Annotated in this window: 19 protein-coding genes and 1 pseudogene; 16 read left to right on the plus strand and 4 right to left on the minus strand. The window is 62.9% G+C overall.

Annotated elements, in window-relative coordinates; translation table 11 throughout:
* The first annotated feature begins 111 nt into the window (after positions 1-111).
* The 5 genes from KU43P_RS00780 to KU43P_RS00800 are packed head-to-tail and all read left to right on the plus strand — an operon-like array spanning position 112 to position 5,144.
* The gene (locus tag KU43P_RS00780; RefSeq protein WP_317660614.1) at positions 112-564 is read left to right on the plus strand and encodes a MarR family winged helix-turn-helix transcriptional regulator; all 453 of its coding nucleotides are present in this window, start codon (positions 112-114) and stop codon (positions 562-564) included.
* A complete protein-coding gene (locus KU43P_RS00785; RefSeq protein ID WP_317660615.1) occupies positions 561-2,648 on the plus strand; it encodes an FUSC family protein in 2,088 nt (695 codons plus the stop codon). Before KU43P_RS00780 ends, KU43P_RS00785 begins: the two co-directional genes overlap by 4 nt.
* Positions 2,645-2,857, plus strand: coding sequence for a DUF1656 domain-containing protein (locus tag KU43P_RS00790; RefSeq protein ID WP_054902446.1), 213 nt, complete (start codon positions 2,645-2,647; stop codon positions 2,855-2,857). The genes KU43P_RS00785 and KU43P_RS00790 overlap by 4 nt, the downstream gene beginning before the upstream one ends.
* Positions 2,854-3,729: an HlyD family secretion protein gene (locus KU43P_RS00795; protein WP_317660616.1), complete on the plus strand. Its 876-nt coding sequence runs from the start codon at positions 2,854-2,856 to the stop codon at positions 3,727-3,729. Before KU43P_RS00790 ends, KU43P_RS00795 begins: the two co-directional genes overlap by 4 nt.
* A complete protein-coding gene (locus KU43P_RS00800) occupies positions 3,726-5,144 on the plus strand; it encodes an efflux transporter outer membrane subunit (RefSeq protein ID WP_317660617.1) in 1,419 nt (472 codons plus the stop codon). The genes KU43P_RS00795 and KU43P_RS00800 overlap by 4 nt, the downstream gene beginning before the upstream one ends.
* An 89-nt stretch (positions 5,145-5,233) precedes the next feature.
* On the opposite strand, the gene KU43P_RS00805 is transcribed toward KU43P_RS00800, so the two are convergent.
* A complete protein-coding gene (locus KU43P_RS00805; RefSeq protein ID WP_317660618.1) occupies positions 5,234-5,689 on the minus strand; it encodes an REP-associated tyrosine transposase in 456 nt (151 codons plus the stop codon).
* Between the two features lie 522 nt (positions 5,690-6,211).
* Here KU43P_RS00805 and KU43P_RS00810 point away from each other — a divergent pair.
* The 4 genes from KU43P_RS00810 to KU43P_RS00825 all read left to right on the plus strand — a co-directional run bounded on the left by KU43P_RS00810 (position 6,212) and on the right by KU43P_RS00825 (position 9,398).
* Positions 6,212-6,442, plus strand: coding sequence for a hypothetical protein (locus tag KU43P_RS00810; RefSeq protein ID WP_317660619.1), 231 nt, complete (start codon positions 6,212-6,214; stop codon positions 6,440-6,442).
* Positions 6,439-6,693, plus strand: a complete 255-nt coding sequence (locus KU43P_RS00815) for a DUF3077 domain-containing protein (RefSeq protein WP_317660620.1) — start codon at positions 6,439-6,441, stop codon at positions 6,691-6,693. The genes KU43P_RS00810 and KU43P_RS00815 overlap by 4 nt, the downstream gene beginning before the upstream one ends.
* 201 nt (positions 6,694-6,894) lie before the next feature.
* Positions 6,895-8,826 carry an FTR1 family protein gene (locus KU43P_RS00820; protein WP_317660621.1) on the plus strand — a complete coding sequence of 644 codons (1,932 nt, stop codon included), beginning with the start codon at positions 6,895-6,897 and terminating at the stop codon, positions 8,824-8,826.
* Between the two features lie 119 nt (positions 8,827-8,945).
* A complete protein-coding gene (locus KU43P_RS00825) occupies positions 8,946-9,398 on the plus strand; it encodes a YaiI/YqxD family protein (protein ID WP_317660622.1) in 453 nt (150 codons plus the stop codon).
* On the opposite strand, the gene elbB is transcribed toward KU43P_RS00825, so the two are convergent.
* Positions 9,399-10,064 (minus strand): isoprenoid biosynthesis glyoxalase ElbB, encoded by a 666-nt coding sequence (gene elbB, locus KU43P_RS00830; RefSeq protein WP_317660623.1) that lies wholly within the window; start codon positions 10,062-10,064, stop codon positions 9,399-9,401.
* 113 nt (positions 10,065-10,177) lie between these two features.
* Here elbB and KU43P_RS00835 point away from each other — a divergent pair.
* Positions 10,178-10,804: pseudogene (locus KU43P_RS00835) on the plus strand (sterol desaturase family protein); the annotation flags it as partial.
* Positions 10,805-11,305: 501 nt separating this feature from the next.
* Here KU43P_RS00835 and KU43P_RS00840 read toward each other — a convergent pair.
* Positions 11,306-11,950 (minus strand): DedA family protein, encoded by a 645-nt coding sequence (locus KU43P_RS00840; protein ID WP_317660624.1) that lies wholly within the window; start codon positions 11,948-11,950, stop codon positions 11,306-11,308.
* Between the two features lie 216 nt (positions 11,951-12,166).
* Here KU43P_RS00840 and ppk1 point away from each other — a divergent pair, with 216 nt between their 5' ends.
* Entirely contained in the window at positions 12,167-14,398 is a 2,232-nt protein-coding gene (ppk1, locus tag KU43P_RS00845) for a polyphosphate kinase 1 (RefSeq protein WP_317660625.1), read from the plus strand.
* Here the strand turns inward: ppk1 and ppx are convergent.
* A complete protein-coding gene (ppx, locus tag KU43P_RS00850) occupies positions 14,385-15,887 on the minus strand; it encodes an exopolyphosphatase (RefSeq protein WP_317660626.1) in 1,503 nt (500 codons plus the stop codon). The genes ppk1 and ppx overlap by 14 nt on opposite strands.
* A gap of 244 nt (positions 15,888-16,131) precedes the next feature.
* On the opposite strand from ppx, the gene trxA reads away from it, so the two are divergent.
* From trxA to KU43P_RS00875, 5 genes are all read left to right on the plus strand, one after another.
* The gene (gene trxA, locus KU43P_RS00855; protein WP_317660627.1) at positions 16,132-16,461 is read left to right on the plus strand and encodes a thioredoxin TrxA; all 330 of its coding nucleotides are present in this window, start codon (positions 16,132-16,134) and stop codon (positions 16,459-16,461) included.
* 227 nt (positions 16,462-16,688) lie between these two features.
* Positions 16,689-17,948 (plus strand): transcription termination factor Rho, encoded by a 1,260-nt coding sequence (gene rho / locus KU43P_RS00860; RefSeq protein ID WP_003253661.1) that lies wholly within the window; start codon positions 16,689-16,691, stop codon positions 17,946-17,948.
* A 205-nt stretch (positions 17,949-18,153) separates the two neighbouring features.
* A complete protein-coding gene (gene ubiD, locus KU43P_RS00865; protein WP_054902455.1) occupies positions 18,154-19,620 on the plus strand; it encodes a 4-hydroxy-3-polyprenylbenzoate decarboxylase in 1,467 nt (488 codons plus the stop codon).
* Positions 19,620-20,588: a CDP-6-deoxy-delta-3,4-glucoseen reductase gene (locus KU43P_RS00870; RefSeq protein WP_317660628.1), complete on the plus strand. Its 969-nt coding sequence runs from the start codon at positions 19,620-19,622 to the stop codon at positions 20,586-20,588. Before ubiD ends, KU43P_RS00870 begins: the two co-directional genes overlap by 1 nt.
* A 247-nt stretch (positions 20,589-20,835) precedes the next feature.
* Positions 20,836-21,486: a gamma-glutamylcyclotransferase gene (locus KU43P_RS00875; RefSeq protein ID WP_317660629.1), complete on the plus strand. Its 651-nt coding sequence runs from the start codon at positions 20,836-20,838 to the stop codon at positions 21,484-21,486.
* Positions 21,487-21,609: the final 123 nt, after the last annotated feature.

Raw genomic sequence — 21,609 nt, forward strand, 5'->3', positions numbered from 1 at the left:
CAGAATGAACAACAATTCATCCATTCCCCCCGTCGCCCCCGGTTGACGACAGGGGGAGGGCAAGGCGTATATTGATAGTTAGCAAACTATGAATATCCTTGGTTCTTCTACATGACCCTTGACTCCCTGCGCCTGCAGGTCAGCACCGGTATGGTCGTTGCCGCCCGCCACTGGCGCCGGATCTGCCATGCGGCGCTGACCAGCTACGGTATCTCCGAGGCCTGCGCCGCGCCGTTGCTGATGATCGTGCGCCTGGGCGATGGCGTGCATCAGGTAGCCGTGGCCCAGGCCGCGGGCCTGGAAAGCCCATCGCTGGTGCGTCTGCTCGACCAGCTGTGCAAGGCCGGCCTGGTGTGCCGCAGTGAAGACCCCCTGGACCGCCGCGCCAAGGCCCTGAGCCTGACAGCCGAGGGCCGGCGCCTGGCCGAAGCCATCGAAGCGGAACTGGTGCGGGTACGCCACGAAGTCCTTCAGGGCATCGATGAGGCCGACCTGCAAGCCACCCTGCGCGTGCTGCGCGCCTTCGAAGCGGCTGGCCTGGGCACGGCAGGCGGGGTGTCATGAACGGTTTCTTCAGCTCGGTGCCGCCCGCCCGCGACTGGTTCTATGGCGTGCGCACCTTCGCCGCATCGATGATCGCCCTGTACATCGCCCTGCTCATGCAGCTGCCGCGTCCGTACTGGGCCATGGCGACCGTCTACATCGTCTCCAGCCCCTTCGTCGGGCCGACCAGCTCCAAAGCCCTGTATCGCGCCCTGGGTACCCTGCTTGGTGCTGGCGGGGCGATCTTTCTGGTGCCGCCACTGGTGCAGTCCCCGTTGCTGCTGACGGTGGCCATTGCCCTGTGGACAGGTACCTTGCTGTACCTGTCGCTGAACCTGCGCACGGCCAACAACTACGTGCTGATGCTGGCCGGCTATACCTTGCCGATGATCGCCCTGGCCGTGGTCGATAACCCTTTGGCGGTATTCGACGTGGCCTCCTCGCGGGCCCAGGAAATCTGCCTGGGCATCGTCTGCGCCGCAGTGGTTGGTGCAATTTTCTGGCCCCGGCGCCTGGCACCGGTGGTGGTCGGCGCAACCGGTAGCTGGTTCCAGGAGGCGATCCGCTACAGCGATACCTACCTGGCCCGTGACGTGGCTGCCGACAAGGTCGGCGGCATGCGTGGCGCGATGGTCGCCACGTTCAACTCGCTGGAGTTGATGATCGGCCAGCTCGGCCATGAAGGCGCCGGCCCGCACACCCTGAAGAACGCCCGCGAGCTGCGTGGCCGGATGATTCACCTGCTGCCGGTGATCGATGCCCTCGACGATGCCCTGGTCGCCCTCGAAGGCCGCGCCCCGGCGCACTTCGCCCAGTTGCAGCCCGTACTGGATGCGGCACGCGAATGGCTCAAGGGCACAGCCGAGAATGCCTCGGTGGCGCGCTGGACGGCGCTGCACGAACAGATCGACCGCCTTCAGCCGGGCGCCGCCGCCCTCGACCATAAAGCCGAACTGCTGCTGTCCAATGCCTTGTACCGCCTGACCGAATGGGCCGACCTCTGGCAGGACTGCTGCACCTTGCAACACGCCCTGCGTACCGACGACGCCACACCTTGGCGCGCGGTCTATCGGCATTGGCGTCTGGGCCGCCTGACGGCCTTCTTCGACCGTGGGCTGATGCTCTATTCGGTGGTCTCCACGGTGCTGGCGATCATCGTCGCCTGTGGCCTGTGGATCGGCCTGGGCTGGAACGACGGCGCCAGCGCGGTGATCCTCGCTGCCGTGTCGTGCAGCTTCTTCGCCGCCATGGACGACCCGGCGCCGCAGATCTACCGGTTCTTCTTCTGGACGCTGATGTCGGTCATCTTCTCCAGCCTGTACCTGTTCCTGGTGCTACCCAACCTGCACGACTTCCCGATGCTGGTGCTCGCCTTCGCCGTTCCGTTCATCTGCGTCGGCACCCTGACGGTACAGCCGCGCTTCTACCTGGGTACCTTGCTGACCATCGTCAACACCTCGACCTTCATCAGCATCCAGGGCGCCTACGACGCCGACTTCTTCACCTTCCTCAACTCCAACCTTGCCGGCCCGGTCGGGTTGCTGTTCGCCTTCATCTGGACCTTGGTGATGCGCCCGTTCGGCGTGGAACTGGCGGCCAAGCGCATGACCCGTTTCCTCTGGCGCGACATCGTCGAGATGACCGCGCCGGCCACCCTGGCCGAGCATCGTCAGGTCGGCGTGCAGATGCTCGACCGCCTGATGCAGCACTTGCCGCGCCTCTCGCAGACTGGCCAGGACAGCGGCGTGGCCCTGCGCGACGTGCGCGTGGGCCTGAACCTGCTCGACTTGCTGGCCTACCTGCCGCGGGCCGGCACCCAGGCCCGTGAACGCCTGCAGACGGTGATCGAGGAAGTCGGCAGCCACTACGCGGCCTGTTTGCGCGCGGGCGAGCGCCTGCATGCTCCGGCCGCACTGCTGCGCAACATGGAACGTGCACGGCAGGCGCTGAACCTGGATGAACTGTACGAACGCGGCGACGCCCGCACCCACCTGTTGCATGCCCTGAGCGGCCTGCGCCTGGCGCTGTTGCCGGGTGTCGAGGTGATGCTCGAGCCTGCCGAACAACCGCAACTGCCCCCCGGGCTCGACGGAGCGCCCCTGTGATCGGTGAACTGGATATCAGTGGGGTGTTCCTGCCCACGCTGCTGGTGATGATGTTCTGCACCTACCTGCTGTTTCTCGGGGTGCACGCCGTGCTGGTACGCCTGCACTTCTACCGCCTGGTCTGGCACCGGGCGCTGTTCAACGTTGCTTTGTATGCCGTGCTGCTTGGCGCGGTGGACCACTTTTGCCGAAGCCTGATGCTGCCATGAAAAAACCTTTGCTGACCCTGGGCCGTGTGGTCCTGACCTTGCTGGTAGTGACCTTCGCCGCCGTGCTCGTGTGGCAGATGGTGGTGTACTACATGTTCGCCCCCTGGACCCGCGACGGCCACATCCGCGCCGACGTGATCCAGATCGCCCCGGACGTTTCTGGCTTGATCCAGAAAGTCGAGGTGCGTGACAACCAGACCGTCAAGCGCGGCGACGTGCTGTTCACCATCGACCAGGACCGCTTCAGCCTGGCCCTGCGCCAGGCCAAGGCCACCCTGGGCGAACGCCAGGAAACCCTGGCCCAGGCCTCGCGCGAGGCGCAACGCAACCGCAAGCTGGGCAACCTGGTGGCGGCGGAGCAGCTGGAAGAGAGCCAGTCCCGCGAGGCGCGTGCCCGCTCGGCGGTCAGCGAGGCCCAGGTGGCGGTCGACACCGCCCAGCTCAACCTCGACCGCTCGGTGGTGCGCAGCCCGGTGGATGGCTACCTCAACGACCGCGCCCCGCGTAACCACGAATTCGTCACCGCCGGCCACCCGGTGCTGTCGGTGGTCGACAGCGCTTCGTACCATGTCGATGGCTACTTCGAGGAGACCAAGCTGGGCGGCATCCACATCGGCGATGCCGTGGACATCCGCGTGATGGGCGACAACACCCGCCTGCGCGGCCGTGTGCAGAGCTTTGCCGCCGGCATCGAAGACCGCGACCGCAGCAGCGGTGCCAACCTGCTGCCCAACGTCAACCCGGCGTTCAGCTGGGTGCGCCTGGCCCAGCGGATTCCGGTGCGGATCGCCTTCGATGAAGTGCCGGCAGATTTCCGCATGATCGCCGGGCGTACGGCCACGGTATCGATCATCGAGGGCCAGCACCCATGAAACAGCTGATCCTGGTGGGTTTCTGCCTGTCGCTGGGTGCCTGCATGATGGTCGGCCCGGACTATGAAGTGCCCAAGGACGCGGCCGTACAGCGCAGCGACCTCAACGGCCCGCTGCGCCAGGATGCCGACAGCGTGGTGTCGGCGCCGGTGCCCGAGGACTGGTGGCAGCTGTATCAGGATCAGCGCCTCAACGAACTGGTACGCCAGGCGCTGAGCGCCAACACCGAGCTGCGCGTGGCGGCGGCCAACATCGCCAAGGCCCGTGCCCAGGTCGAAGTGGCCGAGTCGCAAGGTGGCTTCAACGGCGGCATCAAGGCCGGCGCGCAACGTTTGCAGGAGTCTGGCGAAGCCTTCCTGCTGCCCGAGAAGGTGCCAGTGGCCAACATCGGCGAAGCGATCATCAGCGCGTCCTACCAGTTCGACCTGTGGGGCACCTTCAAGCGCGGTACCGAGGCGGCCAAGGCCAATGCCGACGCCGTACAGGCTGCCGCCGATACTGCGCGCATCACCTTGGTGGCGGATGTGGTCAAGGCCTACACCCAGGTCTGCTCGGCCAACGAGGAATACCATATCGCCCGCGAGTCGCTCGACTTGCAGGAGCAGAGCGTACAGCTCAATCAGCGTCTGCGTGATGCGGGCCGCGGTGATGAAACCCAGGTCACCCGCTCGCAGACCCAGTTCAAGTCGCTGCGTGCCGAACTGCCAAGATTCAAGGCCGAGCGAGAGACCGGCATGTACACCCTGGCAGCCCTGCTGGCCAAACCGGTGGACCAGCTACCTGCCGGTACCGCCGATTGCGCCGAGCTGCCTCACCTGAACCAGCTGGTCCCGGTTGGCGATGGCACTGCGCTGCTCAAGCGCCGCCCGGATGTGCGCCAGGCAGAACGCCAGCTGGCGGCCGCCACCGCGACTATTGGTGTGGCCACGGGCGCGTTATACCCGGACGTGAGCTTTGGCGCTCAGGTCGGCACCATCGGGATCCTCGAAAACCTTGGCGAGCCTTCGACCAACCGTTGGGGCTTCGGCCCGCAGATCAGCTGGACCATCCCTACCAACGGCACCCGTGCCCGTATTCGCATGGCCGAGGCCTCGACACAGGCGGCGTTGGCGCATTTCGACGGTGTGGTGCTGAACGCCATTCGCGAGACCCAGACCCGCCTGGCCCAGTACAGCGCCTTGCTCGACCGGCGCGATGCGCTGGCAGAGGCGGAGAAGTCGGCGAAGGAAGCGGCGGACCAGACGCATCGGTATTACCAGGCGGGGCGTGAGTCGTTCCTGGCGGACTTGCAGGCGACGCGGACCTATACCGATGTGCGTGCACAACTGGCCGCGGCGAACAGCCAGGTGGCGTTGGGGCAGATCGGGGTGTTCCTGGCGCTCGGTGGTGGTTGGAAGGATACCGCCAAGCCTTGAGGCCCAATCGCCGGCAAACCGGCTCTCACAGGATTGGCAGCGCTGCTGTACCTGTGGGAGCCGGCTTGCCGGCGATTGGGCCCTGCCAGTCAAACCCAGATCGCATCCCAGTGCGGATAATCACCCAGTCGCTCAACCAAACCCGCCCGTTTTGGGTTCAGGACGATATACCGCGCCACCTCTTGTACATCCTCTTCCCGCCGCAAGGCCCGGTCATGAAAGCCTTTCTGCCAAAGCCGTCCGTAGCGCCCCTGATAGCGGTTGATGACGCAGGTGCTACGCGACTTAACCCGGCGCATCAAAGTCTTCAGGCTTACCGGCCCGAGTTCGATAAGCCAGTGGAAATGATCAGGCATCACTACCCAAGCCAGAGAACGGGCTGCGCCTTCTGCCTCGGCCTGGCGAAACTGGTGGATCAACAGGCGGGCTGAGTGGAACCCGCTCAGCACAGGGGCCCTGTGCAATGTGGCGCTGGTGAGTAGGTACAACCGGTTTCTTTCCGAAAACCGGCCGATTCTCAGATGACTCGAATGGGGACGATCCATGTGCCCTGCCTCCTGATGGTCAGCTCATCAGGCTAGTAGCAGTGGACCTGCTGTGGTGGATTGCAATCGGCACCTGATGTTTCAGCTGCGCTCCCATCGCCGGCAAGCCGGCTCCCACAGGTACCCCATTGAGCTTGAGCCTTGCGCTGTACCTGTAGGAGCTGGCTTGCCAGCGATCGAGGGCGAAGCCCTCGCCAAGGCCTTCTGCTGTAGGACATTTCTGAATCCGAAACCAAATGCTTCAGTTCCAGTTCTCTGCCGAATTATCCTACGGCACCTGTCGGAAGGTGCTGTCTTGGCTGGGAAGTGCTCTCGGACTACTGTCCTCGGGTCGCCTCGCAAGGCGATCGGGCGTGAGACACCCGGATGGTTACAGGTCGCACCGCTCTATGGCGGTCGTGCGTGGGCAGGCTTCGGTCTGGCCGGGTTCCTGTACCCCGGGTCTCACCCCATGCACGACTGCCACCCAAATCCGTGAGACGAAGAGGAAGGCAGAATCTTTCCGAGTACAGGAGATCCGCCATGAAAAAGCTCGTCCCCGACCCGCCTGCCATCTCGCTCTCTGCCCCGCCCAGCCCCGAGGACTGCAACACGCTCATCCATGTCCTGACACTCACCCTGCAGCAATCCGCCAACGTGCTGCTCGACAGCCCACAAGGCCCTCAGCGAGACGCGATGGGCATGAACATCCGCGTGCTATGCCGGATGATCAACGCCTTGAACGAGCACGCCACTGCGCAGGGGGCGACATGAAGAGTAAAGCCCCGGACCACGCCTCGACCGCAGGCGTTGAAACCTTCGATCTGTTCAGCCTGAAACCCGATGTGCCGTTCAATCATGCCTTCTCGCAGCTGTCGGTGCTGCTCGGTTGCATCCGCCACCTCACCACCGAGGCCGAAATGAAAAATGACCGCGTCGCAGGCAGTGCGGCGAGGATCCTCAGCGAGATGGCCAAGGCTTTGATCGATGATCTGGAGCGGGGGATGAACAAGGTTCCTCAATAAGTTTCGAGCATCTGGGGCGGACTTGCGGCCATCGCCGGCAAGCCGGCTCCCACAGGTACCCCATTGAGCCTGAGCCTTGCGCTGTACCTGTAGGAGCTGGCTTGCCAGCGATCGAGGGCGAAGCCCTCGCCAGACAGTTGTCTCAAGATTTTTCATGAAATCCGCCCACAAACCTTGAGGGAAGCTGAGTGGAAGTGAACAATGTTCTCTTTCGTATTCCCTTCGAGATTGGCCATGAATTCCCGTTCCCGTCTGCTTGCCTGGTTGCTGTGGCCCATGCTGGCGCTGTGCAGCACAGTGGTGCTGGCCGAATCCCCTGCCGAGGCCGGCAAGGCCCTGCATTTGCTCGACTACATCGGTGCTGACTACCCGCCGACCGTACGCGATGGCAAGGTGATCGACGGCGGTGAATACCGCGAGCAGCAGGAATTCAGTGCAGTGTTGGCCGATCTGGTCAAAGGCTTGCCGGCTCATACCGAACAAGCGGCATTGGAGCAGGGCGTTCAGGCGCTGCGCCAGGCTATCGACGAACGCCAGGAGGGCGCTGCAGTCGCCAAGCAGGCTCGCCAGCTTGGTGCTCGCCTGGCGGTGGCCTACGAGGTCAGCCAAGCCCCGGTGATTACCCCGGACCCGGCCCGCGGCGCTTCGCTGTATGCGCAGAACTGCTCGATCTGCCACGGTGACACGGGGGCCGGCGATGGCCCGGCGGGCGTCGGGCTGGAGCCGGCTCCGGCCGATCTGCGTAACGCCGAACGCCTTGATCAGCTGAGCCTGTACGACCTGTACAACACGCTCGGCCTGGGTATCGACGGCACCGAGATGCCTTCCTTCGCCGAGGAGCTCGACGAGCGTCAGCGTTGGGATGTGGCGGTGTATATCGCCAGTTTTTCGGCCAACCCGCAGGCTGCCAAGGGCGAGAAGACCTGGAACATTGCCGAGCTGGCCCGTCAGACCCCGGCTGAAGTGGCTGCCAACGAAGGCGCGGGCGCGGTGGAAGGATTCCGCGCCCAGCGCGCCCGGCCGCCGCAGGTCAAGCGTGGTCCGGCCCAGTTGCTCGAGTACACCGCCAGTACTCTGGACAAGAGCCTGGCAGCTTACCGCGCAGGCGATCATGACCAGGCCTACGACCTGTCGGTAGCCGCCTACCTGGAAGGCTTCGAGCTGGTGGAAAGCTCGCTGGACAACATCGATACCCAAACGCGCAAGGACACTGAGAAGTCCTTGATGGCTTACCGCCAGTCACTGCAGGACGGCTTGCCGGTCGCGCAAGCCGAGCAGCGGTTGGCCGAAGCCAAGGTCAAGCTCGAGCAGGCAGCCAAGCTGCTGGGCAGCGACGGCCTGAGCTGGTCGCTGAGCTACATTTCCGGCTTGCTGATCCTGCTGCGCGAGGGCCTTGAAGCCATTCTGGTGCTGGCCGCGATCCTCGCCTTCCTGCGCAATACCGGCCAGCAATCGGCGGTGCGCAGCGTGAATATCGGCTGGGGCCTGGCGCTGGTCGCCGGCTTTGCCACATGGGCCGTGGCGGCTTACGTGATCGACGTCGGCGGCGCCCAGCGCGAACTGCTCGAAGGCTGCACGGCGCTGTTCGCCTCGGTGATGGTGCTGTGGCTGGGTGTATGGATGCACGACCGCCGCCACGCCGCGGCCTGGCAGGACTACATCAAGAGCAGCCTGGTCAGCGGCGGCGGGCGCTTCGGCTTTGCCGTGCTGGCGTTCTTCTCGGTGTACCGAGAGTTGTTCGAGGTGATCTTGTTCTACGAAACCCTGTGGCTGCAGGCTGGGCCTGCCGGGCATCAGGCGGTACTGGCGGGTGGCGCCACGGCGCTGGTGCTGCTGGTGGGCCTGGCCTGGGTAATCCTGCGCGGCTCGGCCAAGCTGCCGCTGGCACTGTTCTTCAGCATCAACGCCGCCTTGCTGTGTGCGCTGTCGGTGGTGTTCGCCGGGCATGGCGTGAAGGCACTGCAGGAGGCGGGCGTGCTGGGCACGCGGCCGGTGGCGTTCTTCGAGTTCGACTGGCTGGGGATTCATGCCGATGCCTATTCGCTGGCCGCACAGGCGGTGGCGTTGCTGGCTATTGTGGTGTTGTATGGACGCAGTCGCCTGGCCGAGAAGCGGCGGGCTGCGGCGAACTGAAGCCGCTTTGCGGCCTATCGCCGGCAAGCCGGCTCCCACAGGGATGGACCGCACCGAGCCCTGTGGGAGCCGGCTTGCCGGCGATGAGGCCAGTGCAGATCTAAAGAGAGAATTGCTTCATGCGCATATGGATCGACGCCGACGCCTGCCCCAAGCCGGCCAAGGACCTGATCGTCAAGTTCGCCCTCAAGCGCAAGCTCGAAGTGGTGATGGTGGCCGGCCAGGCCGTGGCCAAGCCGGCCTTCGCCGTGGTGCGGCTGATCGTGGTACCCAGCGGCATGGACGCCGCCGATGATTACCTGGTCGAGCACGCCGAACCCGGTGAGCTGGTGATCTGCAGCGACGTACCGCTGGCCGACCGCCTGATCAAGAAGGGCGTGGCAGCCCTTGACCCTCGTGGCCGCGAGTTCGATGAACGCAACATGGGCGAGCGCCTGGCAGTGCGCAACCTGTTCACCGAACTGCGCGAGCAGGGGCAGGTCGGGGGCGGGCAGGCGCCCTATGGCGAACGCGAGAAGCAGGCGTTCGCCAATGCGCTGGATCGTATCCTCACTCGCCTGGCCAAAGGCTGATCACTCACCTTCGTGGGTCAGCTCCAGCACACGGTCCACCAGCTTGTAGATGCCACCTGCCGCTTCACTGATCGACTTGGCCACCATGTAGGCCGGCGTAGTCACCAGCTTGCGCTGGGTGTCTTCGACGATGTCATGCACATCGCACTCTTGGTGAGTAGCACCCATCTTGACCATGGCGTCGGCGGTGCCGGCATCGTTCCCAATGGTGCAGACCACGCCTGGGCCGTAGATCTTCGCCGCCAGCGCCGGTGAGATGCAGATCAGGCCGACCGGCTTGCAGGCTTCGGCGAAGGCTTCGGCCAGGGCCAGCACATCCGGATTCACACTGCACTCGTGGCCATCCACGGCGAAGCTGGACAGGTTCTTGGCCGCACCGAAACCGCCGGGCACGATCAATGCGTCGAAATCCTCGGCCTTGGCTTCGCGGATGTCTTTCACTTCGCCACGGGCAATGCGCGCCGACTCGGTCAGCACGTTGCGCGACTCGGGCATTTCCTCACCGGTCAGGTGGTCGATCACATGCATCTGCGCGATGTTCGGCGCAAAGCACTGCACCTGCGCGCCGCGCTGGTCGAGGCGCAGCAGGGTGATCACGCTTTCGTGGATTTCGGCGCCGTCATACACGCCACAGCCGGAAAGAATCACCGCTACTTTTTTCGTCATGCTCATTACTCCCGTTTCGAGGCGCTAAATGTCCTCTAGTTTGGCAGATGTGGCCATAGGGGTTCGCACGGGTGCATCCTAATCTCTGTGCATAACCTTCGAGGCTATCGTCCATGGACCTTATTCTGCTGGCTGTGCCGTTCTTCTTCGTGCTGATCGCGGTGGAGCTGATTGCCGATCATGTACGCGGCCAGCGCAATTTCACCGTGGCCGATTCGATCAACAGCCTGAGCACGGGGGCGCTGTCCACCAGCACTGGGCTGTTGACCAAAGGGGTAGGGCTGCTCACCTATGCACTGGCCTGGGAACACCTGGCGCTGGTGCGCTTGCCGGAGCAGGCCTGGTGGGTGTGGCTGCTGGCGTTCGTGCTGTATGACCTGTGCTACTACTGGCTGCACCGCCTGGGGCACGAACGCAACGTGCTGTGGGCCGCCCATTCGGTGCACCACCAGAGCGAGGAATACAACCTCACTACCGCGTTGCGCCAGACTAGCAGCGGCTTCATCTTTTCCTGGATCTTCTACCTGCCGCTGGCGTTGATCGGCGTGCCGCCGGTGGTGTTCATCACCGTGGCTTCGTTGAACCTGCTGTATCAGTTCTGGGTGCACACCCGGCACATCCCCAAACTGGGATGGCTCGAATGGATACTGATTACACCGTCCAACCATCGCGTCCACCATGCGCAAAATCCTGTCTATTTGGATCGCAACTACGGCGGTGTGTTCATTCTCTGGGACCGCCTGTTCGGCACCTTCAAGGAAGAAGACCCGGCCGAACCGGTGGTGTTCGGCGTGACCACGCCGCTGGCGAGCTGGAACCCGCTGTGGGCCAATCTGCAGTTCTATGCCCAGCTCTGGGACGATGCCCGGCTGACCCGCAGCTGGCGGGACAAGCTGCGTATCTGGTTCATGCCCACCGGCTGGCGGCCGGCGGATGTCGCGGCGCGTTATCCACAGGCCAAGCAGAGCCTGGCGCTTTTCCGCAAATTCGAGGTTGCGCTGGGGCGTTCGCAGCAGGTGTACGTGGCCGTTCAGTTCGCGGCCTATATCGCCTTGGGCAGCTACTTGATGGATGTGGCCGAAAAGGTGCCGGGCGCCGCGCTGGTGCTGGGCTGGGCAGTCATGGCATTTGGCTTGTTCGTGCTGGGTGCGGCGCTGGAGAACCGGCCGTGGGCCGTGCGCCTGGAGCTGGCGCGCATACTGTCGAATGCGCCGGCGCTGTACCTGGCCGGCGCGTCTGGTTTAGTGCTGGTCACGCCCCTGGCGTGGTTCCTGCTCGGGGGTTACAGCCTCATCAGCCTGTGGGGTCTGGCCTTCTGCCGCCGCCTTGCGCTCCGCGCGCAGGGTGCGGAAGCGTCGGCGCAACCAGAGCAGGCCACCCAGCAGCAACAGGCCACCGAGCACCCATAGCTCGTACTTCTTCACGTTGCCCAGCATGCCTTCGAGGATTGCGCCGAAGTGGTAGGCGGCTGCACCCAGGGCCAGCGCCCAGATGGCCGCACCGATACCGTTGAGCAGCAGGTAGCGCCGTGGTGGGTAGCCGGACAGGCCGATGGCCACGGGCATCACCGTGCGCAGGCCGTAGACGAAGCGGAAACTCAGCACCCAGATGTCCGGGTGGCGGCGGATATGCTCCAGGGCCCGATCGCCCATGGCCTGCCAGCGCGGCTTGCGGGCGAGGATCGCGCGGCCGTGACGACGGCCCATGAAGTACCAGAGCTGGTCACCGGCATAGCTGCCGAAGAACGCAACGATCACCACCAGGCTGATGTCCATGTACCCGCGAAACGCAAGAAATCCCGCAAGCACCAGGATGGTCTCGCCTTCGAAAAAGGTGCCAAGAAAAAGGGCAAAGTAGCCGAAATCCTGCAGGAATTGTTGAAGCATTTTCTGAGGTGCTGGCGAAATGAACGCGCAGCCTACCCCTTCGCGCGCTTTCGTGAAAGTGTCCAAATGTGTCTCGACGTGAACTATTCCTACGCCGACAATGCCTTCGGCCACAAGTCGCGGGGTTGCCTCAAGGTGTAACACAGGCGTCATAATGGCCGCTTATCGTCCCGCTCAATTGATGATAGGGCGTTAACGTCCTCCAGGAACGTCCAGATGAATAATGAAGTGCTCACCCCAGTCGCGATCAAGGATGCCCAGGCCGTCCCCGAAGAGCTGGTGCAAACACCGCCAGACCTGCCCGAGGCCCCGGAGCCTGTGATAGAGGCCGCAGCGCCTGCCCCGGCACCGACCCCTACCATCGCCATTCCGAGCCTGGACGACAGCAGCCTTTACATTCATCGTGAACTGTCGCAGTTGCAGTTCAACATTCGCGTGCTGGAGCAGGCCCTGGATGAATCCTATCCGCTGCTCGAGCGCTTGAAATTCCTGCTGATCTTCTCCAGCAACCTCGACGAATTCTTCGAGATCCGCGTTGCGGGCCTGAAGAAGCAGATCAACTTCGCCCGTGAGCAAGCCGGCGCCGACGGCCTGCAGCCACACCAGGCGCTGGCGCGCATCAGTGAGCTGGTGCACATAGAAGTGGAGCGCCAGTACGCAATCCTCAATGACGTGCTGCTGCCGGAGCTGGAAAAGCACGCGATCCGCTTCATCCGTCGCCGCCACTGGACGCCCAAGCTCAAGACCTGGGTGCGCCGCTTCTTCCGCGACGAGATCGCACCGATCATCACCCCGATCGGCCTCGACCCGACCCACCCGTTCCCGTTGCTGGTGAACAAGAGCCTCAACTTCATCGTCGAGCTTGAAGGTGTCGACGCCTTCGGCCGCGATTCTGGCCTGGCGATCATCCCGGCGCCGCGCCTGCTGCCGCGCGTCATTCGCGTGCCGGAAGACGTGGGCGGTGCGGGCGACAACTACGTGTTCCTGTCGTCGATGATCCACGCCCACGCCGATGATCTGTTCCAGGGCATGAAGGTCAAGGGCTGCTACCAGTTCCGCCTGACCCGCAACGCCGACCTGGCGCTGGACTCCGAAGAAGTCGACGACCTTGCGCGGGCCCTGCGCGGTGAATTGTTCTCACGCCGCTACGGCGATGCCGTGCGACTGGAAGTGGCCGACACCTGCCCGAAACACTTGTCCGATTACCTGCTCAAGCAGTTCAGCCTGAGCGAGAGCGAGCTATACCAGGTCAACGGCCCGGTCAATCTGACCCGCCTGTTCAGCATCACCGGGTTGGACAGCCACCCGGAGCTGCAGTACACGCCGTTCACCCCGGCGATCCCCAAGCTGTTGCAGAACGCCGATAACATCTTCAGCGTGATCGGCAAGCAGGACATCCTGCTGATGCACCCGTTCGAGTCCTTCACCCCGGTGGTCGACCTGCTGCGCCAGGCCGCCAAGGATCCGCATGTACTCGCCGTACGGCAGACCCTGTACCGCTCCGGGGCCAACTCGGAGATCGTCGACGCTCTGGTGGACGCAGCGCGTAACGGCAAGGAGGTCACCGCGGTGATCGAGCTGCGTGCGCGCTTCGATGAAGAGTCCAACCTGCAGATGGCCAGCCGCCTGCAAGCGGCAGGCGCGGTAGTGATCTACGGTGTGGTCGGTTTCAAGACCCACGCCAAGATGATGCTGATCCTGCGCCGTGAGCATGGCGAAATCGTGCGCTATGCGCACCTGGGCACCGGCAACTACCACGCGGGCAACGCCCGACTGTACACCGACTACAGCCTGCTGACCTCCGACGATGCCCTCACCGAGGACGTCGGCAAACTGTTCAGCCAGCTGATCGGCATGGGCAAGACCCTGCGCATGAAGAAACTGCTGCACGCGCCGTTCACCCTGAAGAAGGGCATGCTCGACATGATCGCGCGCGAGACTCAGTTCGCCCTGGAAGGCAAGCCTGCGCACATCATTGCCAAGTTCAACTCGCTGACCGACGCGAAGGTCATCAAGGCGCTCTACAAGGCCAGCCAGTCAGGGGTGAAGATCGACCTGGTGGTGCGTGGCATGTGCTGCCTGCGCCCGGGCATTCCGGGTGTGTCACACAACATCCAGGTGCGCTCGATCATTGGTCGCTTCCTGGAGCACACGCGGGTGTTCTACTTCCTCAACGGTGGTGAGGAGCAGATCTATCTGTCCAGTGCCGACTGGATGGAGCGCAACCTCGACAAGCGTGTCGAGACCTGCTTCCCGGTTGAGGGCAAGAAGCTGCTGCTGCGGGTGAAGAAGGAACTCGAAGGCTACCTGACCGACAATACCCACGCCTGGACGCTGCAGCCAGACGGGCGCTACGTGCGCAGCAGCCCGACCGGCAACCAGAACCCGCGCAGTGCCCAGGCGACGCTCCTGGAGCGCCTGAGCAACCCGGTGCTCAACGTACGCTGAGCACGAAATTGACCCGGGCCAGCCACTCCGCCTCGTTGGCGAAGTCGGCCTGGGTCAGTTGGTTCTGCTCCAGCCAGCCCTCTGGGAAGACCACCTCCAGGCTGTTTTCGACCGCTTGCAGCTGCACCTTCGGCATCTGCTGGGTGCCACGGATGTGGTGGAACAGGATGGCAAAGCGCAGCAGCACGCACAGACGCAGCAACTTCACGCCTTCATCGCCCAGGTCGGCGAACTTGTCCTTGGGAATGTTGCGGCGGTGCCCACGCACCAGCAAGGCCATCATCTGCTGGTCTTCGCGAGAAAAACCCGACAGGTCAGAGTGCTCGATCAGGTAGGCGCCGTGCTTGTGGTAGTGATAGTGAGCGATATCCAGGCCTATTTCGTGGATTTTCGCAGCCCAACCCAGCAGATCGCGCCAGTTTCCATCCTCCAGATCCCATGCCTTGGCTACTTGGTCGAACGCATGCAAAGCCTTGCGCTCGACACGCGCGGCCTGGCCCTGGTCGACGTGATAGCGCTCCATCAGCGAATTCAGGGTGCGTTCGCGCACGTCTTCATGGTGATGGCGGCCCAGCAGGTCGAACAGCACGCCTTCGCGCAGGGCGCCGTCGCAGTGGTCCATGCGCTGCAGTTCCAGCGCGTCGAAGATCGCTTCGAGAATCGCAAGGCCTGCCGGGAAGATGGCGCGGCGGTCTGGCTTGACGCCTTCGAAGTCGATCTTGTCGACCTCGCCAAGCTTGAACAGCTTGCGTTTGACCCACGCCACGCCTTCGGCGTTGACTTCACCGTTGCCCAGGCCGCCGGCCTTGATCGCGGCACCGATCGCGCGGATCGTGCCGGACGAGCCGATGGCTTCGTCCCAGGTAAGGCGATGCAGGGCGTTCTCGATGCTCATCAGTTCCAAGCGTGCAGCGGTGTAGGCCTGGGCGTAGCGAGCCGGGGTGATCTTGCCGTCACGGAAATAGCGCTGGGTGAAGCTGACGCAGCCCATCTGCAGGCTTTCGCGCAGCAGCGGTTCGAAGCGCTGGCCGATGATGAACTCGGTACTGCCGCCGCCGATGTCGGCGACCAGGCGCTTGCCCGGTGTATCGGCCAGGGTGTGGGATACGCCGAGGTAGATCAGGCGCGCTTCTTCCCGGCCGGAAATCACCTCGACCGGGTGGCCGAGGATGGCCTCGGCGCGCTGGATGAATGTGTTGCGGTTGCGTGCTTCGCGCAGTGCGTTGGTACCGACGATGCGCACGGCGCCGGCAGGCATCCCGTTGATCAGTTGGGCAAAACGCTTGAGGCACTCCAGGCCCCTCTCCATGGCTTCTTCGCTGAGCAGGCGCGATTCGTCGATGCCGGCGGCCAGCTGAACCTTTTCGCCGAGGCGCTCGAGAATACGAATCTCGGTATGGTGAGCCTTGGCCACGACCATGTGAAAACTGTTGGAGCCAAGGTCGATGGCGGCGATCAGAGACAGGTTCTTCGCGGAGGTATGCGGCATGGTCTGAATGTTCTCGGTCGTTAACCCGGCAATCCTGCCACGATACTTGGCTGTCGCCAACGCGCGGTACGCCAAGGGTTGATGCAAGGCAATGTGCCATTCGATGCTATGACACTTGTGTGACGGTTTCGATTCGCGACGTCTTGCACAACTATAGTTACACTCAATCGTCCGTGACTTCCTGTAGCGCCAGGGTCCGGCTATGATGGGCCACGTTTTTTTGCTTACGACCCTGGAGATATCCATGAGCAGCGATCTGATCAAACACGTCACCGACGCCTCCTTCGAAGCCGATGTACTGAAGGCCGAAGGCGCCGTACTGGTCGACTACTGGGCTGAATGGTGCGGTCCATGCAAGATGATCGCGCCTGTTCTGGACGACATCGCTTCCACCTACGCCGGCAAACTGACCATCGCCAAGCTGAACATTGACGACAACCAGGAAACCCCGGCCAAGCACGGCGTGCGTGGCATCCCGACGCTGATGCTGTTCAAGAACGGCAACGTCGAAGCGACCAAGGTCGGCGCCCTGTCCAAGTCGCAGCTGGCCGCGTTCCTCGACGCCCATCTGTGATGTGAAAAAGCCCCGCAAATGCGGGGCTTTTCTTTTGCAACGCACTAGACGCAGAAAAAAGCAAGTGTTACATTCGGCCTCGCACTGCTTCTCCAGTGCCCTCTGCACGCCGTCGCCGAAGCATCCCTAATTCGAATCAGTACGCGATCCTGTCGCCATCTAGCGGCGCGGCCTCATTAAGCCAAAGCTTAAATCTCCCTTCCTTACATGATTACGTCATTCCCCTTATGAACCTGACTGAACTCAAGCAAAAGCCGATTACCGATCTTTTGGAAATGGCCGAACAGATGGGCATCGAAAACATGGCCCGTTCGCGCAAACAGGACGTGATTTTCGCCCTGCTGAAGAAGCATGCGAAGAGCGGCGAAGAGATCTCGGGTGACGGCGTGCTGGAGATTCTCCAGGATGGTTTCGGTTTCCTGCGTTCTGCTGATGCGTCCTACCTGGCCGGCCCCGACGATATCTACGTTTCGCCCAGCCAGATCCGCCGCTTCAACCTGCGTACCGGCGACACCATCGTCGGCAAGATCCGCCCACCGAAGGAAGGGGAGCGTTACTTCGCCCTGTTGAAGGTCGACACCATCAACTTCGACCGTCCGGAAAACGCGAAGAACAAGATCCTGTTCGAAAACCTGACGCCGCTGTTCCCGAACAAGCGCCTGAAGATGGAAGCCGGCAACGGTTCCACCGAAGACCTGACCGGCCGCGTCATCGACCTCTGCGCGCCAATCGGCAAGGGTCAGCGCGGCCTGATCGTCGCCCCGCCGAAAGCGGGCAAGACCATCATGCTGCAGAACATCGCGGCCAACATCACCCGTAACAACCCCGAGTGCCACCTGATCGTCCTGCTGATCGACGAGCGCCCGGAAGAAGTGACCGAAATGCAGCGCACCGTGCGCGGCGAAGTGGTTGCCTCGACCTTCGACGAGCCGCCAACCCGTCACGTGCAAGTGGCCGAGATGGTCATCGAGAAGGCCAAGCGCCTGGTCGAGCACAAGAAAGACGTGGTCATCCTGCTCGACTCCATCACCCGTCTGGCGCGCGCCTACAACACCGTGATCCCGAGCTCCGGCAAGGTGCTGACCGGTGGTGTCGATGCCCACGCCCTGGAGAAGCCGAAGCGCTTCTTCGGCGCTGCGCGTAACATCGAGGAAGGTGGTTCGCTGACCATCATCGCTACCGCGCTGGTCGAAACCGGCTCGAAGATGGACGAAGTGATCTACGAAGAGTTCAAGGGTACCGGCAACATGGAGCTGCCCCTGGACCGTCGCATCGCCGAGAAGCGTGTGTTCCCGGCCATCAACATCAACCGTTCCGGTACTCGCCGCGAAGAGCTGCTGACTGCCGACGACGAACTGCAGCGCATGTGGATCCTGCGCAAGCTGCTGCACCCGATGGACGAAATCGCCGCCATCGAGTTCCTGGTCGACAAGCTCAAGCAGACCAAGACCAACGATGAGTTCTTCCTGTCGATGAAGCGCAAGTAAGCGGTTCGATCGTTCAGGCAATGAATGGGGCTGCTTCGCAGCCCATCGCTGGCAAGCCAGCTCCCACAGGGTCCGCAGTGATCGTTGTGGGAGCTGGCTTGCCAGCGATGGGGTGCGAAGCGGCCCCAAGTCATTTTTGGCCATTGGGCCCTGAACGGCGCTACACTCTGCACCCCGACCGATACGGCCAACACGAGGCACATGCATGCAGTATCGCGATTTGCGCGACTTCATCCGTGGCCTGGAGCAGCGCGGCGAACTCAAGCGCATCCAGGTCCCGATTTCCCCTGTCCTGGAGATGACTGAGGTCTGCGACCGCACGCTGCGCGCCAAGGGCCCGGCGTTGCTGTTCGAAAAGCCTACGGGCTTCGACATTCCGGTACTGGGCAACCTGTTCGGCACCCCGGAGCGGGTGGCCATGGGCATGGGCGCCGAGTCGGTCGACGAATTGCGCGAAATCGGCAAGCTGCTGGCCTTCCTGAAAGAGCCCGAGCCGCCGAAAGGCCTCAAGGACGCCTGGTCCAAGCTGCCAATCTTCAAGAAGGTCGTGTCGATGGCGCCGAAGGTGGTCAAGGATGCGGTGTGCCAGGAAGTCGTGGTCGAGGGTGATGATGTCGATCTAGGCCAGTTGCCGATCCAGCATTGCTGGCCGGGCGACGTGGCACCGCTGATCACCTGGGGCCTGACCGTCACCCGTGGTCCGAACAAGGACCGCCAGAACCTCGGCATCTACCGTCAACAGGTAATCGGCCGCAACAAGGTCATCATGCGCTGGTTGAGCCACCGTGGCGGCGCGCTGGATTACCGCGAATGGTGCGAAAAGCACCCGGGCCAGCCGTTCCCGGTAGCCGTGGCCCTGGGTGCCGACCCTGCCACCATTCTCGGCGCTGTGACACCGGTGCCCGATACCCTGTCCGAATACGCCTTCGCAGGCCTGCTGCGCGGCAACCGTACCGAGCTGGTGAAGTGCCGTGGCAGCAACCTGCAAGTGCCGGCCACCGCCGAAATCATCCTCGAAGGCGTGATTCATCCGGGCGAAATGGCGCCTGAAGGCCCGTACGGCGACCACACCGGCTATTACAACGAAGTGGACAGCTTCCCGGTGTTCACCGTCGAGCGCATCACCCATCGGCAGAAGCCGATCTACCACAGCACCTACACCGGCCGACCGCCAGATGAGCCGGCGATCCTCGGTGTGGCGCTGAACGAAGTGTTCGTGCCGATCCTGCAGAAGCAATTCCCGGAAATCGTCGACTTCTACCTGCCGCCGGAAGGCTGCTCCTACCGCATGGCGGTGGTGACCATGAAAAAGCAGTATCCAGGCCATGCAAAGCGCGTGATGCTGGGTGTGTGGTCGTTCCTGCGACAGTTCATGTACACCAAGTTCGTTATTGTTACCGATGACGATATCAACGCCCGCGACTGGAACGACGTGATCTGGGCCATCACCACGCGCATGGACCCCAAGCGTGATACGGTGATGATCGACAACACGCCGATCGACTACCTGGACTTCGCGTCGCCGGTGTCTGGGCTGGGGTCGAAGATGGGCCTGGATGCCACGCACAAGTGGCCGGGCGAGACTACACGCGAATGGGGCCGGGTCATCGTCAAGGACGAGGCCGTCACCCGCCGTATCGATGAGCTGTGGGATCAGTTGGGAATAGATTGATGCAGGTAACGTTGCAGCCGTCCGGGGCGGTGCTGGCGCTCGAACCCGGGGAACGGATCCTGGAAGGTGCGCGGCGGTTGGGCTATGACTGCCCGAGCAGCTGCCGAAATGGCAATTGCCACGTCTGCGCCGCGCTGTTGGTCGAGGGTCGTGTGCGTCAGGATGGCGAGGTCCGCGACCATGGCGAGCTGTTCACCTGCATTGCCGAACCGCTGGAGGACTGCGTCTTGCTCTGGGATGGTGTGCTGGCCCTGGGCGAGCTGCCGGTGCGCAAGCTCGCCTGCACGGTGACCGAGTGCGTCGAAGTTGGAGGCGACGTCTGGCGCGTGCGCCTTCGTGCGCCTGCGGGCAAGCCTCCGCGCTATCACGCCGGGCAGTACCTGATGATCGAGCGTGAAGGCGGTAAGCAGGCGGCCTTCTCGCTGGCATCTGCACCCCATGGCGGGCGTGATCTGGAGCTTCACGTGCTAGGCCGTGAAGACAGTGCCCAGCAGTTGTTGGCGCAGTTGCAGCGCAATGGCATTGCCCGCATCGAAATGCCGTTTGGAGACGCGCACCTGGCCGAATTGCCCGAAGGGCCGCTGGTGCTGATTGCCGCAGGCACTGGTATGGGGCAGATGCACAGCCTGGTCGAGCATTGCCGTGCCCAGGGCTTCAAGCACCCGGTGCACCTGTACTGGGGTGTTCGCCGCCCGGAGGATTTCTACACCATCGAGCACTGGGACGAATGGCAGCGCCTGCCAAACCTGTTCCTGCACAAGGTGGTCAGTGACCTGTGTGGCTGGGAGGGCCGCTGCGGCCTGCTGCATGAGGCGGTTTGCGAGGATGTCGAAGACCTCAACGCCGTCCACGTCTATGCCAGCGGCTCACCCAACATGGTCTACGCCACCCTCGATGCGCTGGTGGAGGCGGGCATGGATGCGCACCGGATGCGCGCAGATGTATTTGCCTACGCACCACGCGGTTAATAACCGAAGTTTCAGTTAGTGGGTATAAGGCGGTAACTGTTACCGCCTTCGCCAATAACTATCGCATAACTTGGAACAATGCTCTCCAATCGTCGGAAGTGTGCGTAAAACTTTGCCCGCGGGGCTTGAGTACTGGGGTGTTTGTATCCTAAGGTAAATGCATGCACCCATGATGTGGAGGCGCAAGCCCCGCCACACAGCGGTTCTCGCACCATGCGTAGTTCACAGGGAATAATGGCGGCAGCTTATGTCGGCACTTGAAAGTTTATCCTGGGAAGTTTCATACCCTCCGTCGCTCGACTTCGGCCAGCAACTGACTCACGAGCAACTGTTCAATTCCATGCAGTCGACCATGTCGCGGCATCAGGGCGGGCCCGTGTGGTTGTTCGCCTACGGATCGCTGATCTGGCGCCCCGAGTGCAATTCGGTGGAGCGTCAACGGGCGAGGGTGCATGGTTATCACCGCGGGCTTTACCTGTGGTCGCACGAACACCGTGGCACGCCTGAAACACCCGGGCTGGTGTTCGGCTTGGATCGGGGTGGTTCCTGCAGCGGTTTTGCCTATCGTCTCGACGAAAGCAACCTGGACGACTCGCTGATGGCCCTGTGGCAGCGGGAGATGCCTTACCCGGCCTATCGGCCGCATTGGTTGAGCTGCCGTTTGGGTGATGGCAACAAGGTGCAGGCCTTGGGCTTCGTGCTGGAGCGACATTTACCGTGTTATGCCGGCAACCTGCCGGATACCTTGCTCAGCCAGATTCTGGCCAGCGCCAAGGGGCGGTATGGCTCGACGCGTGATTATGTCGAACAGACGTTGAATGCCTTGCGCACGCATCAGATGCCGGACCGCAACCTGGAGGCGCGTTTCAGGCGCTGTCATAACCTGCGCGAAGTCTGACTGAGCCTGTGGTGGCCCTATTGCCGGCAAGCCGGCTCCTACACCGCAAATCCTGAAAATTGCGGGGTACCTGTGGGAGCCGGCTTGCCGGTGATAGGGCCTGCTTGTACACCCTCGGCCAAC

This window comes from Pseudomonas sp. KU43P (assembly GCF_033095865.1).
In the GTDB taxonomy this organism is placed as follows: domain Bacteria; phylum Pseudomonadota; class Gammaproteobacteria; order Pseudomonadales; family Pseudomonadaceae; genus Aquipseudomonas.

Bases quoted from the DNA above. Each gene is read 5' to 3' on its own strand.
- KU43P_RS00780 (WP_317660614.1), top strand. From the start codon at position 112: ATGACCCTTGACTCCCTGCGCCTGCAGGTCAGCACCGGTATGGTCGTT.
- KU43P_RS00785 (WP_317660615.1), top strand. From the start codon at position 561: ATGAACGGTTTCTTCAGCTCGGTGCCGCCCGCCCGCGACTGGTTCTAT.
- KU43P_RS00795 (WP_317660616.1), top strand. From the start codon at position 2,854: ATGAAAAAACCTTTGCTGACCCTGGGCCGTGTGGTCCTGACCTTGCTG.
- KU43P_RS00800 (WP_317660617.1), top strand. From the start codon at position 3,726: ATGAAACAGCTGATCCTGGTGGGTTTCTGCCTGTCGCTGGGTGCCTGC.
- KU43P_RS00805 (WP_317660618.1), bottom strand. From the start codon at position 5,689: ATGGATCGTCCCCATTCGAGTCATCTGAGAATCGGCCGGTTTTCGGAA.
- KU43P_RS00810 (WP_317660619.1), top strand. From the start codon at position 6,212: ATGAAAAAGCTCGTCCCCGACCCGCCTGCCATCTCGCTCTCTGCCCCG.
- KU43P_RS00815 (WP_317660620.1), top strand. From the start codon at position 6,439: ATGAAGAGTAAAGCCCCGGACCACGCCTCGACCGCAGGCGTTGAAACC.
- KU43P_RS00820 (WP_317660621.1), top strand. From the start codon at position 6,895: ATGTTCTCTTTCGTATTCCCTTCGAGATTGGCCATGAATTCCCGTTCC.
- KU43P_RS00825 (WP_317660622.1), top strand. From the start codon at position 8,946: ATGCGCATATGGATCGACGCCGACGCCTGCCCCAAGCCGGCCAAGGAC.
- elbB (WP_317660623.1), bottom strand. From the start codon at position 10,064: ATGACGAAAAAAGTAGCGGTGATTCTTTCCGGCTGTGGCGTGTATGAC.
- KU43P_RS00840 (WP_317660624.1), bottom strand. From the start codon at position 11,950: ATGCTTCAACAATTCCTGCAGGATTTCGGCTACTTTGCCCTTTTTCTT.
- ppk1 (WP_317660625.1), top strand. From the start codon at position 12,167: ATGAATAATGAAGTGCTCACCCCAGTCGCGATCAAGGATGCCCAGGCC.
- ppx (WP_317660626.1), bottom strand. From the start codon at position 15,887: ATGCCGCATACCTCCGCGAAGAACCTGTCTCTGATCGCCGCCATCGAC.
- trxA (WP_317660627.1), top strand. From the start codon at position 16,132: ATGAGCAGCGATCTGATCAAACACGTCACCGACGCCTCCTTCGAAGCC.
- rho (WP_003253661.1), top strand. From the start codon at position 16,689: ATGAACCTGACTGAACTCAAGCAAAAGCCGATTACCGATCTTTTGGAA.
- ubiD (WP_054902455.1), top strand. From the start codon at position 18,154: ATGCAGTATCGCGATTTGCGCGACTTCATCCGTGGCCTGGAGCAGCGC.
- KU43P_RS00870 (WP_317660628.1), top strand. From the start codon at position 19,620: ATGCAGGTAACGTTGCAGCCGTCCGGGGCGGTGCTGGCGCTCGAACCC.
- KU43P_RS00875 (WP_317660629.1), top strand. From the start codon at position 20,836: ATGTCGGCACTTGAAAGTTTATCCTGGGAAGTTTCATACCCTCCGTCG.